The sequence below is a fragment of the Spiribacter salinus M19-40 genome (assembly GCF_000319575.2).
GTDB classification, from domain to species: Bacteria; Pseudomonadota; Gammaproteobacteria; order Nitrococcales; family Nitrococcaceae; genus Spiribacter; species Spiribacter salinus.
On the sequence record NC_021291.1, the window covers coordinates 1469438 to 1482875 of the forward strand.

General features: G+C 65.7%; 11 protein-coding genes. 5 read left to right on the top strand and 6 right to left on the bottom strand.

Annotation, left to right across the window (positions count from 1 at the left end; all coding sequences use genetic code 11):
• The first annotated feature begins 34 nt into the window (after positions 1 to 34).
• The 5 genes from SPISAL_RS07300 to SPISAL_RS07320 are packed head-to-tail and all read left to right on the top strand — an operon-like array spanning position 35 to position 5965.
• Entirely contained in the window at positions 35 to 2080 is a 2046-nt protein-coding gene (locus SPISAL_RS07300) for an LPS-assembly protein LptD (protein WP_041389306.1), read from the top strand.
• Positions 2077 to 3354, top strand: coding sequence for a peptidylprolyl isomerase (locus SPISAL_RS07305; RefSeq protein WP_016353839.1), 1278 nt, complete (start codon positions 2077 to 2079; stop codon positions 3352 to 3354). The genes SPISAL_RS07300 and SPISAL_RS07305 overlap by 4 nt, the downstream gene beginning before the upstream one ends.
• Positions 3351 to 4319: a 4-hydroxythreonine-4-phosphate dehydrogenase PdxA gene (gene pdxA / locus SPISAL_RS07310; RefSeq protein WP_016353840.1), complete on the top strand. Its 969-nt coding sequence runs from the start codon at positions 3351 to 3353 to the stop codon at positions 4317 to 4319. Before SPISAL_RS07305 ends, pdxA begins: the two co-directional genes overlap by 4 nt.
• Positions 4320 to 4322: 3 nt before the next feature.
• On the top strand, positions 4323 to 5126 hold the full coding sequence (gene rsmA / locus SPISAL_RS07315) for a 16S rRNA (adenine(1518)-N(6)/adenine(1519)-N(6))-dimethyltransferase RsmA (protein WP_016353841.1): 804 nt from the start codon (positions 4323 to 4325) through the stop codon (positions 5124 to 5126).
• A 2-nt stretch (positions 5127 to 5128) separates the two neighbouring features.
• Complete coding sequence (locus SPISAL_RS07320; protein WP_016353842.1) at positions 5129 to 5965, top strand: symmetrical bis(5'-nucleosyl)-tetraphosphatase; 837 nt, start codon at positions 5129 to 5131, stop codon at positions 5963 to 5965.
• Here the strand turns inward: SPISAL_RS07320 and SPISAL_RS07325 are convergent.
• Genes SPISAL_RS07325 through rsfS form a run of 6 tightly spaced genes read right to left on the bottom strand, consistent with a single transcriptional unit; the run spans position 5925 to position 13424 of the window.
• Positions 5925 to 6779, bottom strand: coding sequence for a carbon-nitrogen hydrolase family protein (locus SPISAL_RS07325; protein ID WP_016353843.1), 855 nt, complete (start codon positions 6777 to 6779; stop codon positions 5925 to 5927). The two genes, SPISAL_RS07320 and SPISAL_RS07325, sit on opposite strands and share 41 nt — an antisense overlap.
• On the bottom strand, positions 6772 to 10494 hold the full coding sequence (locus SPISAL_RS07330; RefSeq protein ID WP_016353844.1) for a YhdP family phospholipid transporter: 3723 nt from the start codon (positions 10492 to 10494) through the stop codon (positions 6772 to 6774). Before SPISAL_RS07330 ends, SPISAL_RS07325 begins: the two co-directional genes overlap by 8 nt.
• A gap of 2 nt (positions 10495 to 10496) precedes the next feature.
• Positions 10497 to 11963 carry a ribonuclease G gene (gene rng, locus SPISAL_RS07335; RefSeq protein ID WP_016353845.1) on the bottom strand — a complete coding sequence of 489 codons (1467 nt, stop codon included), beginning with the start codon at positions 11961 to 11963 and terminating at the stop codon, positions 10497 to 10499.
• Entirely contained in the window at positions 11960 to 12574 is a 615-nt protein-coding gene (locus tag SPISAL_RS07340; RefSeq protein ID WP_016353846.1) for a Maf family protein, read from the bottom strand. Before SPISAL_RS07340 ends, rng begins: the two co-directional genes overlap by 4 nt.
• Positions 12571 to 13068: a 23S rRNA (pseudouridine(1915)-N(3))-methyltransferase RlmH gene (gene rlmH / locus SPISAL_RS07345; protein WP_016353847.1), complete on the bottom strand. Its 498-nt coding sequence runs from the start codon at positions 13066 to 13068 to the stop codon at positions 12571 to 12573. Before rlmH ends, SPISAL_RS07340 begins: the two co-directional genes overlap by 4 nt.
• On the bottom strand, positions 13068 to 13424 hold the full coding sequence (gene rsfS, locus SPISAL_RS07350; protein ID WP_016353848.1) for a ribosome silencing factor: 357 nt from the start codon (positions 13422 to 13424) through the stop codon (positions 13068 to 13070). Before rsfS ends, rlmH begins: the two co-directional genes overlap by 1 nt.
• Positions 13425 to 13438 lie beyond the last annotated feature (14 nt).

Below are 13438 nucleotides of genomic sequence, written 5' to 3' on the forward strand. Positions count from 1 at the left end.
GCTCGCGCCATGGGCGCTACTGCTGGTAACACCAATGGCCGGCCTGGCCGCAGCCGATGAGGCAAGCGGCCGCTGGGCGCTCTGTGGTGCGCCCTTATTGGCGCCAGTCGACGACGACGCCGACCTCGTTTTGAAAGGCGAGACACTGCGCTATGACCACACGGACGGGCGCCTGCTTATCGACCAGGCCGTTCAACTGCGCGAGGCCGGTCTGCTGATCGAGGCCGACTCGGTCGACTACCAGCTTGACGCCGATCGGGGCCGATTCGAGGGCGTACGCGAGTACCGCATCGCTGCGGGTCACCTGCAAGGCTCAGCCGACCGTATTATTCGGGAAGGCCCCGCCCGCAGCCGCTACGAGGGCGTAACGTTCAGCACCTGCATGCCGGATAACGAGCTTTGGCGCCTGGATGCCCGGCAAGCCACCGTGAACACCGACACGCGCCAGGGCCGGGCCCGGCACTCGGTGCTCTCGATAGCCGACGTGCCCGTTTTCTATACCCCCTACCTGCCCTTTCCCATTGGCGAAGAGCGCATGAGTGGCTTACTGGCCCCCACCCTTGGCCAATCCGATCGCAACGGCACCACGGTCGCCTTGCCCTGGTACTGGAATATCGCGCCCAACCAGGACGCGACCATCACCCCGACCGTTTACGGGAAACGCGGCGTATTGCTGGGTACGCAATACCGTTATCTGCACGAAAGGGGCCAGGGCGAAATCAACGCCAGTTACCTGCCGAATGACGACCGATTCGGTGATGACCGCTGGGCCATCGATCAAACCCATGATTGGCAGATGGGCAACGCAGTCCGCGGCGAGCTACGCCAGCAGCGCACCAGCGACCCCGATTACAACGACGACTTCAACAACGACTTTGATTACCGATCCGCCTCGTTTTTAGAGAGCCGGGCCCAGCTCTCGTGGGCCGATCAGGGCTTCATTGCCTCCGTGGACGCGCAGGACTGGCAGCGCATAGCCAATGACGAATCGAGCCCCTATGCCCGGCGGCCCCGCGTGCAATTTGACTACGACCCCATCCAGGCCGAGCGCCCGGTCAAATTTTCGATCGCCTCGGCGTACACCGATTTTTACAACGCCGATGCAAGTCAGGCGCAGGGGATTGAGTACAACGTCGCCCCGCGGCTTTCCATGCCCATTAACGCGCTGGCGTATCGCTTCGAGCCTGCCGTGGCGTTTCAGCATTCCGGTTATGACTTAACCCGCCCTGAAGGCGATACCGACTCGCCCAGCGCCTCCGTGCCGATCTACACCGCCGATGCCAGCGTCTTCCTCGAGCGGCCGCACACCCTCTTCAACGGGGTGTATCAAACCCTCGAGCCGCGCATTCAGTATCGCAATGTCCCGGATCGCGGTCAGGACGCATTGCCCGACTTCGGCAGCCCGTCGAGGACCCGTCATTACGCACGCCTGTTCCGCCCGACGCCCTTCGACAACGAGCACACTGAACAAGCCAGTGTGGGCCTCACCACGCGATACATTGATAATCAAACAGGCCGGGAGTACCTGCGCGCATCCCTCGGGCAGGCCTTTTATTACCACGATGACGCCCCCCGGGACCGCTCGGACTACATCACCGAGCTGCGCCTGTCGCTGCCCCGTGGCCTGGTATTCGACGCGGACTATCGCTGGGACCCGGAGGACGCCGACACCAACAAACTGCGCGCCCTGCTGCGCTGGCGGGGCGCGCATCGGGCAGCAGCGAACCTCGCCCTCAGACAACAAGAGGACCGGGGGGATGTGGCCCTGAATCAAATCACCGCCTCTGCCGCGCTGCCGATTACTCCCCAATGGCAGGTCTTTGCCGGCGTACGAGAGGATCTGGAGGCCGAGCAAACGCTCGCGCGTTTTTTTGGCATTCAGCAATCAGGCTGCTGCCATTCGCTTCGGGTCGTTGTGAACGAAGATCGCCGCCTGGCTGACAGCGCGGGACGGCGCACCCTCGAGCAAGCAATCCTGTTTGAGCTGGAACTCAAGGGCCTCGGCGGCATCGGTGATAGAATCCGGCCATTCCTGAGCGATGAAATCGACGGCTATAACGCGGAGCGCCCCTACCCATGATCCGACCGCTGCTCGCCAGTTTACTGATGACACTGGCCCTGTCCGTGGCCAAGGCCGAGGAGGTGCTGCTCGAGCGCATCGTCGCGTTGGTTAACGAGGATGTTGTGCTGGCCTCCGAGCTTGAGGCGGAACTGGCCTCGGTCACTGCCGAGCTCCGACAGCGCGATGTGCAAATTCCACCAGACGACGAATTGCGCCGGCAGGTACTCGAGCGCCTGGTGATGCAGACCTTACAGATGAATGTGGCCGAGCGCCGTGGTATCCGGGTCGACTCCGCCACGCTGGACAGCACCGTTCGGCGCATTGCCGATCGCAACAACCTCAGCCTGACGGGTTTGCGCGATGCCCTCAGCGAGCAGGGCATCGACATGGCTCGATTCCGTGAACAAATGCGCCGCGACATCATGCTGACGCGGTTACGCCAGGAGGAAATGGACGAGCGCGTTGATGTCACTGATCAGGAAATCGAGCAATTTCTCGAGCGCAATCAGGACGACACCCGCGAATATCGCCTTGGGCAGATCCTCATCAGTGTGCCGGAGGCCGCCTCCGCCGGCGCCATTGATGAAGCTGAGGACCGGGCCCGCCAGGTGATGGAGCGCCTGAGCGCAGGAGAATCGTTCGCCCGTGTGGCCGCAGCCGAATCCGATGCACGAAATGCACTCGAGGGTGGTGATCTCGGCTGGCGACCCGCCACCGAACTGCCGTCCGTGGCAACCGATGCCATCCGCGATCTCGAGCCTGGCGAGACGACGGAGCCGCTGCGCACGCCAGCGGGTTTCCAGATCTACCAGCTCCAGGAAACCCGCGACCCCGACCAGCGCTTGATCGAGCAGGTCAACGTGCGGCACATCCTCATCGAAACGAATGAAATCGTCACCGATCAGGATGCGCAGCTTCGGCTCGAATCATTGCGGGAGCGGTTGAGACAGGGCGCCTCGTTCGCCGACTTGGCCCGCTCCAATTCCGATGATCCCACCACGGCCACCCAGGGCGGTGAACTCGGCTGGCTCAACCCGGGAAGCCTGCCACAAGGCTTTCAAAACGCGCTTGCTGAGCTGCCAATAGGCGAGCTCAGTCAGCCCTTCCAGACCCGCGCCGGCTGGCACCTCGCCGAGGTCCAGGATCGCCGACAACGTGATGCAGGTGATCAGCTCGCGCGCGAGGAAGCCGCTGAGGCGATCCGTGAGCGCAAGGCCGCCGACGAGGTTGAACTCTGGCTTCGGGAGCTACGGGAAGAGGCCTATATCGAGATCCGCCTGGGGAACGCATGACCGGGCAGCGGCCCTGTATTGCCATTACCCCGGGGGAGCCTGCCGGTATCGGGCCGGAGCTGATCACCCATCTGGTGGATGCCTTCCCGGCCGCACGCCTGGTCATCGTCGCTGATCCCGCCGTGCTGGGGGACCTTGGGCGCGACGCTCCTCTGTTTGATCCTGATGCCCGGGAGCAGACGGCCGATTCGCTGACCCTTTGGCCGGTGCCGCTGGCCCAATCCGTCCAGCCGGGACGGCTTGATCCAGCAAACGCCCCGTATGTCCTTGAGACACTGCGCACGGCGGTGGAAGGGTGCTTGTCGGGCGTATTCGACGCCATGGTCACTGGCCCGGTTCACAAAGGCGTGATCAATGAATCCGGCCAGGCCTTCACCGGGCATACGGAGTTTCTCGCCGCGCTGACCGACGCGCCCACGCCGGTCATGATGCTGGTCGCAGACACCCTCCGAGTCGCGCTGGTGACCACCCATCTGCCGCTGAAGGACGTCCCGGCCGCCATCACCCGGGAGCGACTCACGGCCGTGCTGCGCATCCTGGACGCCGACTTGCGGCGTTTCTACGGCTTGCGACCGCCCCGCATTCTGGTCACTGGCCTCAACCCGCATGCCGGTGAAGGCGGGCACATGGGTCAGGAAGAAATCGCGGTCATCGAGCCCACCCTTGCGTCACTGCGTGACGAGGGTCTGACACTGACGGGCCCGATGCCGGCCGATACGCTCTTCACCCCCCACCACCTGGCCGAGGCCGACGCCGTGCTCGCGATGTACCACGATCAGGGCCTGCCCGTGCTGAAACACGCAGGCTTTGGCCGCGCCGTGAACGTCACCCTGGGCCTGCCGATCATCCGCACCTCTGTCGATCACGGCACTGCACTCGACCTGGCCGGTCAGCACCGCGCCGACGCGGGCAGCCTCAAGGCAGCCGTCACCGAGGCGATCCGCATGACCCAGGCTGGTCGCTAGCTCATGCATCGTCCCCGTCGCCGGTTTGGCCAAAACTTCCTGACAGACGCCGGCATCCTGGAGCGCATGGCCGACACCATCTCGCCCGCACCAGGGGAGGCGGTGCTGGAGATTGGCCCGGGTCGCGGCGCACTGACCGCGCCCTTGCTGGATCGAGGCGCCCAGGTGACGGCCATCGAGATCGACCGCGATCTCGCCGCAACGCTGCAACAATGGCCAGCCACACAGGATGGCCGACTGACCGTGATCGAAGATGATGCCCTGGCCCAGCCCGTGGCTAACTTTCGGCTTGCGGGCGCTGGCCCGCTTCGTATCGTTGGCAACCTCCCGTATAACCTCTCGACACCGCTACTCTTTCACCTGACCGATGACCGGGACAGTGTCAGTGATCTGCATCTGCTGCTGCAGCGCGAGGTGGTCGAGCGGATGGCGGCCGAGCCGGGTAGCCGGGTCTACGGCCGCCTGTCCGTCATGTTGCAGTATCGCTGTCAGGTCGATCCGCTTTTTGACCTGCCGCCGACCTGCTTCACCCCCGCGCCCCGGGTGACCTCAGCCTTCGTTCGATTACGGCCCCAACCCACGCCCCCGATTCCGCCGCTGAATGAACGCTGCCTGGCCGACATCGTCGCCCAGGCCTTTGGCCAGCGCCGGAAAACGCTGCGTAACGCCCTCGCCAGCCTGCTGGATGCCGCCGCCATCGAGGCGGCCGGCGTCAACCCCGGCGATCGGGCCGAGCGTATCGACCTAGCGGGATTCGGGCGCCTGGCGAGGGTGCTCGGCCAATCACAGACACCCCCTGAGGCATAAGCATGGCCGAGTACGCCATTGGTGATGTCCACGCCTGCCTGCCCGAACTGCAGGCCCTGCTCACTGCCATTCGCTTTGACCCCACCAACGACCGAGTCTGGTTCACCGGCGATCTGGTGGGCCGCGGTCCCCAGCCGGCCGAGACTTTGCGATTCATTCGCGGCCTGGGTGAACGCGCCGAGGCGGTGCTGGGCAACCATGACATCCACTGCCTCGCGGTCGCCGAAGGAACGGGCCGGCAGCGCAAGGATGACAACTTAGCGCCCCTGCTGAAGGCAGAAGACCGGGCCACACTGATCGACTGGCTCCGGCAGCGGCCGCTGCTCTGTGACATCAGCGCCGGTGCGCATACGCTCGTGCATGCCGGGATACCGCCACAGTGGGACCTGGATGATGCGCGCCGCCTCGCCCGGGAGGCCGAGGCCCTCCTGCGGGGGCCGGACTGCCCGCAACTCCTCGCCCATCTCTACGGCAACGATCCGGATCGCTGGCAGGAGGACCTCACCGGCTGGGACCGGGCCCGATTCATTATCAACGCCTTCACCCGGATGCGCTATTGCGGCGCAGACGGGCGCTTGCGGTTTCAACATAACGGCCCGCCAGAGGCGGCGCCCGCCGACCATTACCCGTGGTACGAAGCGCCTGGCCAACACCTCGCCGATAGCGGCCGGACGGTGATTGCTGGCCATTGGTCCAGACTGGGCCAGCGCAGCGGTCCGGGTTACGTCACCCTTGATACCGGTTGCCTCTGGGGCGGGGCGCTGACCGCCCTGCGGCTGGATGGCCCCAAGCCAGTCTTCACCCAGGTGGCGTGTCCCGGGAATCTCCGCCCGGCGTGAGGCGGTGTGATAACGCGGGAAACCGCGCTCGCAGGGCTGGCAGCGCACCGCGATTCAAATCCGCCACTGCCACGTCGGGCCCGCCGCCGACCGGGCAACGGGCCTGAACCTCGCCCCAGGCATTCACAATCAGGCTCTCACCATGGGTGGCGCGGCCGCTCGCATGCTGACCACCCTGACCTGGTGCGACCATAAAACAGAGATTCTCGATGGCGCGCGCCCGCACCAGGACGGACCAATGCGCGGCCCCCGTGGTCGCGGTAAACGCCGAAGGCGCGAGCAGGATCTCCGCCCCCTGATCCACCAGCGCCCGGTAATGCTCCGGAAAGCGCAGGTCATAGCAGATGGACAACCCGAGGCGTCCAGCCGGCGTTGTCACCGTCACCGGGCGGCCCCCCGGGGCAAAGGTGGCCGACTCGCGGTACCCCTCGCCGTCCGCCAGGGCCACATCAAACAAATGCCGCTTGTCGTAGCGCGCCAGACGCGTGCCATCCGGGCCATACACCAGACACGCGGGGCGGACGCGATCCGGCTCCGGGCCTTTCAGCGGCACACTCCCCCCCACCAACGTAATCCCGTGGGCTCGGGCGGTGTCTGCCAGAAAAGCCTGAATGGGGCCCGTCCCGTCCGCTTCGCCCACCGCCAGAATGTCGCCTTCACGCCGCCCCATACAAGCGAAGTTCTCGGGCAGCACCACCAGATCAGCCGCTTGACGGACGGCCGCATCAATCCCTTTCCCCGCCTGCTCCAGGTTGCCGGACACCTCGGCGCCGGAGACCATCTGAACCACGGCGGCCCGTGTCACCTCAGTCATTATCCTGCCCTCGATTGCTGAGGCCCCGCGGACTCAGCAGCTCAAGCTGCGGGTCATCCCAGGGCCCGGCGATGCGATACTGAATCTCGGTTAACTGATCCACCTCGGGTTCGATCATCCCACGCGTAAGAAACAGCGCAACGGCGGCCGCGGGACCACCGGCCAGTCCGCCAAGGAAACTCAGGGCCGAGGTGACCTGCGGACGAACCGTCACGGTCTGATCATAGCGCTGCTTAACCACATCCGTGGTGCCTGCCAGCGACAGATTCAGGGAGGGCCCGACCACACTCAGATCATCCGTTTGCAGGCGGCCCGCCCGCGCTTGCCAGCTGCCCTGCAAACGATCAAATCGCAAGCCCTCACCCACCACGTCCGAGAAATCGAGCCCGAGCCGCCGCGGGAGCACCGATAAACTGAAAAGCCCCAACGCGCGTCCCGCGCCGGGCTCAACGGCAGGCAAGGATCCGTTGCGCAGATCCACCGCCAGGTCGCCAGCCAGCGTCGGCAGAACCGGCGAGAGGAGCGGCCCCAGCCAGGTCAACTCCCCGCGGATATCCCCCTGTCCGTTGCGCATGACCGCCGGCAGGCCCAGCCCGGTAAAAAACCGACCGGCATCATCGGCCAGTACACTAAATTCAAGACGGGCCTCACCGACATTGGCATCGTTTCGCGCAACCACCGCGTCCAGATCAACGACCGCGCCCTCGAGGGTAAGCTCAGCCCGATCGCCCCCCGCATCCGTGACACCCCGAGAGAACGCGAGCGCCCCCAGCGACTCCCCACCTGCGCTCAAGGCGTCCACATCCACCTCAAACGGCATCGGCTGGCGATCCCGGTCGGCAGGCTCCCGGGGCATGGGAGTCACCAGCGGTCGTTGCGCCCCGGGGTCAGACGCACGCAGCGCCAGCGTGAGCGTCTCAAGGTCCACATCCAGGCCTTTCTCAGCGTCTGTCCGCCACTCGACAACGCCCTGACCCCCACCCTCGAGCGCCAGCGACCACCCGGCACCGCGGGGTGCACCGGTCACGGTAAACGGCTCGACCCGCCAGCGGCTGATCTCAAGCCCCTCCACCTCAAGCGCCAACTGGCGTACCGGTGGCAAGCCCAACGTCAGGCTATCCCCTGACCCCGCGCTGTCCGTGGCAAGGGCACGGAGATCCGCCAGGGTGATCACGGGCAAGGCGCCAGTGATGGCCGTCCCCGAGGCCTCGGGTAAGACGGGTTCACTCGGGCCAACCGCCAGGCCCCAGCGCTGCTCGCCATTCGGGTCATGCGCGCCCCGCGCACGCAGGCGCTCTCCGTAACTCACCGCAAAGCGATGTTCGGCATCACCGCTGCGGCGCCATTCAAAGCGCCCTGCAACCGCCTCATCCAGCGACTTGCCGAGCCCAAAGGGCAAAGCCGTCTCGATACCCACTAGATCCGAGCGCACAAGCAGTCGGGTCTCAGGCTCGCGCTCGGCGCGGAGCGCCGGAAACCCTGGCTGCTCCCACCGCAGTCGCCAGCGCGCATCCCCCTTGACGCGCTCTGCCACGCCACTCAGGCCCGGCCAGTCCGCCAGCGCCAACTCGGTCCTGGCATCCACCCGAATGCGGGCCGCCTCCCCTTCGCCGTCCGTCCGGGCCTGAGAGATGACATCCTGACCCTGGTAGCGCCCCCGCAGCCCATCCCAGCGCACGCCATCGTCATCAAAGGCAATGTCACCCGCCAAATCCGTGACGCGAAGGGCTGGCGTATCGACCGTAACCGCCACTTCATCAAAGCTCAGCTCACCGTCCATCTCGGGTGGGCGCTTTTCGAACGGGAAGAAAAACGTCAGATTCAAATCAGCGTCACCCGACCAGGCAGGCTCACCCGGTAAGGCGCCGTCACCCAGCAGCGGGCTTGCCACCACGATATCCGCCATCCGCGCAACAGGCCCATTGAGCGCACCCTCGATGCGCAGGCGCGGCTTCCAGAGATCCGGCAGACGGGCCTCGGCTTGCACCAGGCTTATCCCGTTCAGCTCGCCGCGATCGGCCTCGATGGACAGCCCCCGATTGCGAAAACGCAGTGTCCCCTCCAGCCCACTGAACGCCGGCCAATCCGGGTTGAACGCAAAATCCACGTCCGCCAGCTGCGCCTGGAGATCGAACAGGCCCTCGTCATCGTCAAAGGGGAACGCCGTGAGCGGGCCCGCAAGCCGCAATGACGCGCCGGTCAGCTCGCCCCCCTGCACCGCCTGGTCAAGCCAGGCCGTCAGCTTTTCATGCATCGGGCCCACTGGCAGATGATTCATGACCGTCGACGTCGGCAACGATCCAACGTGGCCTTCGATATCGACCACCGTGCCGTCATCCGAATCCTGTTGTGCCGTGCCGCTTATCTGAAGCGCGGCGCCTGCCCACTCGCCGCGCCAGTCATCCGCGTGTAACCGCCAACCCGCCGGGCCGTCTTGCCAGGCGTTGAGCATGCCGGTCAGCGACTCGATCGCCACGGGATTGCGTAGCCGCGCATCGGTCACCCTGACCCCTGCATCGGCCAGCATAGCCTGGGCCTGCCATTGCGCACGGTTGTGCCAGACCAGATCCAGGCGGGGAATCGATCCTGACGCCATGGCGGGCACACCTGAGCGCGCAGCCCATCCGCTCATCAGCGGCGCAAGCGAGACATTGCGGGCTGTTAACCGAAGCGGGGCACCCGCCGCGTGAGCCCGCCCCACACCGACGACGCCGACGTCCTGGGCCTGTCCATGCTGATCAAGCAGGCGCTGAGGCCGAAGTGCGGCCTCCCAGCCCGCCGGCGTCCGGGCCCAGTGCCCGGTGGCCTCAAGGGTTTCAAGCCCGCCGTCCAGCAACCCCAGGCGTCGGCCATTGACCTCGGCAACGGCTTGCGTCGGGCCTTCGTTATCGAGCGCCAGCCAAATGCGGCCCGCCAGGCGCGCATCCGGTGCCGGACGCAGCGCGGCCACCTCAAGGCCGGCCAATGTCAGCCATTGGGCCGCCTCAATGTCAGAGAAATCGATGACCGCACGCGCCGACGGCGACTCACCAACGGCCAGCTCTAGCCGGCCCCGCAGGCGCTGATCACCCGCTCGCGCATCGAGGGCAAAGCGCCAATCCCCCTCATCCATCTGATGCCATCGCAGCGCCACCGGCTCCAACTCGAGTTCAGACTCGCGCGCCACGTCTCTCAGTACCAGCCGGCTATCGCGAATGAGCAGCCGATCCACGGGCAATGCCTGGAGCTGATCCAGCAGTCGGTCCACCGGCGCGGCAACAGGCAGGGGCAGCAACCCCGAGACTTGCCACTGCGCCGCTGCCTCACGGCGCAGGGTCATATCCAGTCCAGCTGCCTCCAGGCCATGCAGGCGCAGCGCTCGGTCGCGCAGGGCATCCCACGGCGCAATCGCCAGGGTCAGTTCATCGAGCGCCAGGGGATCCTCCGCCTCATCCGCCGTGCCGAGCACCTCCACATCGCGAAGCACAAGACCCGGGCGCAGCCCTTGCAAGCGGGCATCCAGTCCGCCAATACGCAATTCCACGCCAAGCTGCTCACCCACCACTCGCTCGACCACACCGGTCATCGCCGGCGCAGCCGCGAACAGCACGCGAATGCCGGTCAGCAATAACGCCGCCGTGACCAGCACCCCAACCAGGCCGTAGACGACGGCCGCCTTCAGCCGCTCGCCACGCTGCGGCCAGATCCAGCGATGCAGGGATTGCAGAACGCCCATGCCTACATCAGCACCACATCAAACTGCTCGGGGCTGTACAGCGGCTCTGCCTGGAATTTGATGGGCCGGCCGATAAAGGTCTCAAGCTCCGCAAAACTGTCGCTTTCCTCGTCGATGGCCCGATCGACAACCTCCTGCGCGGCCAGCACAAGCAGCCGCGTTACCTCGAACTGGCGGGCCGCCCGCAGAATCTCGCGAGCGATCTCATGGACCACGGTCTCGGCGCTTTTCAAAAACCCACGCCCACCACAGGTTGGGCACTCGTCACACAGCAGATGCTGCAGCGACTCGCGCGTCCGCTTACGTGTCATCTCCACCAGGCCAAGCGCCGAGACACCGCTGATCTGGGTACTGGCATGATCCCGCTCCACCCCCTTTTCAAGCGCTCGCAGGACCTGGCGCTGATGCTCGCTATCCACCATGTCGATAAAATCAACGATGATGATGCCTCCGAGGTTGCGCAGTCGCAGATGGCGTCCAATGGCCTGGGCGGCCTCCAGGTTGGTCTTGAAGATCGTCTCCTCAAGCGTGCGGTGGCCGACATAACCGCCGGTATTGACGTCGATGGTGGTCATCGCCTCGGTTTGGTCAATGATCAGATAACCACCGGATTTCAGCGTGACCCGGCGCTGGAGTGCCCGCTGGATCTCATCCTCAACGCCGTAGAGATCGAAGATCGGCCGCTCGCCCGGATAGTGCTCCAGGCGCGAGCGGGCATCAGGCAGAAACGCCTCGCTGAAATCCAGTATCCGGGCGTACCCCTCGCGGGAGTCGATCCGTACCCGCTCGACCTCTTCTCCGGCCAGGTCGCGCACCACCCGCAGCATCAGCGGCAGATCCTCGTGTAATAGCGTGGCGGGCTGCGCGGCCTCACCACGGTGCTGGATGGCCGCCCACAATCGCTGCAGGAATTGCCAATCCCGGGCCAAGGCTTCGTCGTCTGCGCCCTCAGCCGCTGTGCGCAGGATGCAGCCGTCCGGGCAGTCCGGTCCCAGCATGGCTTCCGTTACCGCGCGCAGGCGGGCGCGCTCGTCTGGGTCCTCGATGCGCGCCGACACACCGATGCCCGGATTATTGGCACTTAGCACCAGATAGCGTGACGGGATCGTGATCTGTGTGGTCAGCCGTGCGCCCTTGCTCCCCATCGGGTCTTTTAAGACCTGCACCAGCACGCGCTGCTGCTCGCTAATCAGCTGCTGGATCGGGGCCTCGCTGGCCGACGTGTTGCCCGTGGCCGCCCCAGCCGCATGAATGTCCGAGGCATGCAAAAACGCCGTGCGACTCAGCCCGGCGTTAACAAAGGCCGCCTGCATGCCGGGCAGCACCCGCGAGACCTCACCCAGATAGATGTTGCCCACCAAGCCGCGCCGGCGGGCACGCTCGATGTGAATCTCCTGCAGACTGCCGTTATCAAGCACCGCAACCCGCGTCTCGCGCGGGGTCATGTTGACCAGAAGCTCCTGACTCACGACTCCGCCGGCCAGTGCCCCTGGTACGCAATCCCGAAATCGCTGAGCAGATCATGGGTCTCGAACATGGGCAGGCCCATCACGCCGGTGTAACTGCCCTCCAGTTGCTCGACGAATACCCCGCCCCGGCCCTGAATGGCATAGGCGCCCGCCTTGCCAGCCGGTTCGCCACTGGCCCAGTAGCGCTCGATCTCCGCGGCGTCCAGATCGCGCAGGGTCACGGTACTCAGCGAGAGCCGGGTCGACTCCCGCTCCCCGTCCACCAGCGCCACGCCGGTGAGCACACGATGGCTGCGACCGCTCAGTTGCTCCAGCATGGCGGTTGCCTCCGCCCGATCCCGGGGTTTGCCCAGGATGGTGTCATCAACGACCACGGCCGTGTCGGCACCGAGGACCGGTGTGGTGGCGCCCGCCGGCCGTGCGGCAAGCCCCGAGCGCGCCTTCTCGAGCGCCAGGCGAACCACAAAGACCTCGGGCGTTTCATCGGCATGCACAATCTCCTCCGCCTGCTGGGTGAGTACCTCAAAGCGCACGCCCATGCGCTCGAGTATCTCGCGCCGACGCGGTGAGGCGGAGGCGAGGAACAGGTCAATAGCAGTGGGGTCGGTCATAACGGCCTCCTGGCACAATCCGGGGATCCACCCCGATGGTAGGGATGCCCCGCAAGCAGGGTCCAGGCGCGGTAGAGCTGCTCGGCCACCACCACCCGCACCAGCATGTGCGGCAAGGTAAGTGCCGAGAGCGACCAGCGCCGCTCCGCTGCCTGCAAACAGCGCGGATCCAGCCCGTCGGCACCCCCGATCACGAACGCCAGATCGTCACCCTGCTGCATCGCATCGCCCAGATAGTCTGCCAGATCCCGTGTGGTCCAGGCTTTTCCGGTCTCCTCGAGGGCAATCAGCCGGGCATCCCCGACGGCAGAGAGCAGATGATCCGCCTCCTGGGCACGGGCCCGGACAACGTCGCCGCTGCGACGGGCGTCGCCGGCGTTCACCTCACGCAGCCCCAGGGGTAAGTGGCGCGGCATACGCGCGGCAAATGTCTCGAACCCCTCGGTTATCCAAGCGGGTGGCCGGCGGCCCACCGCCACGATTTCAAGCCGCATCAGGGCGAGGCCTCAGCCTCATCAACGCCCCAGATGCGCTCCAGCCGGTAGAACTCACGCACATCTTCAAGCATGACATGCACCACGACATCGCCCAGATCGACGAGCACCCACTCGCTGCCCTCGAGGCCTTCGATGCCGAGGGGGCGCACGCCCACCTCACCGGCCTGCTCGATCACCGCGTCGGCAATGGAGCGGACGTGACGGCGCGAGTTGCCACTGGCAAAGGCCATGTAATCCGTGATGGCCGTGCGGCCGTGCACGTCGATGACTCGGGCGTCCACGGCCTTCATGTCATCCAGGGCCGTGACCACCTGGTCACGAAGGGTCTGGGGCGAGGCGAGGGTTTCAGTCATGGCGCGCTTGCAAC

Coding starts and splice junctions, on each gene's coding strand:
- SPISAL_RS07300 (WP_041389306.1), top strand. CDS start 35: ATGGCCGGCCTGGCCGCAGCCGATGAGGCAAGCGGCCGCTGGGCGCTC.
- SPISAL_RS07305 (WP_016353839.1), top strand. CDS start 2,077: ATGATCCGACCGCTGCTCGCCAGTTTACTGATGACACTGGCCCTGTCC.
- pdxA (WP_016353840.1), top strand. CDS start 3,351: ATGACCGGGCAGCGGCCCTGTATTGCCATTACCCCGGGGGAGCCTGCC.
- rsmA (WP_016353841.1), top strand. CDS start 4,323: ATGCATCGTCCCCGTCGCCGGTTTGGCCAAAACTTCCTGACAGACGCC.
- SPISAL_RS07320 (WP_016353842.1), top strand. CDS start 5,129: ATGGCCGAGTACGCCATTGGTGATGTCCACGCCTGCCTGCCCGAACTG.
- SPISAL_RS07325 (WP_016353843.1), bottom strand. CDS start 6,779: ATGACTGAGGTGACACGGGCCGCCGTGGTTCAGATGGTCTCCGGCGCC.
- SPISAL_RS07330 (WP_016353844.1), bottom strand. CDS start 10,494: ATGGGCGTTCTGCAATCCCTGCATCGCTGGATCTGGCCGCAGCGTGGC.
- SPISAL_RS07340 (WP_016353846.1), bottom strand. CDS start 12,574: ATGACCGACCCCACTGCTATTGACCTGTTCCTCGCCTCCGCCTCACCG.
- rlmH (WP_016353847.1), bottom strand. CDS start 13,068: ATGCGGCTTGAAATCGTGGCGGTGGGCCGCCGGCCACCCGCTTGGATA.
- rsfS (WP_016353848.1), bottom strand. CDS start 13,424: ATGACTGAAACCCTCGCCTCGCCCCAGACCCTTCGTGACCAGGTGGTC.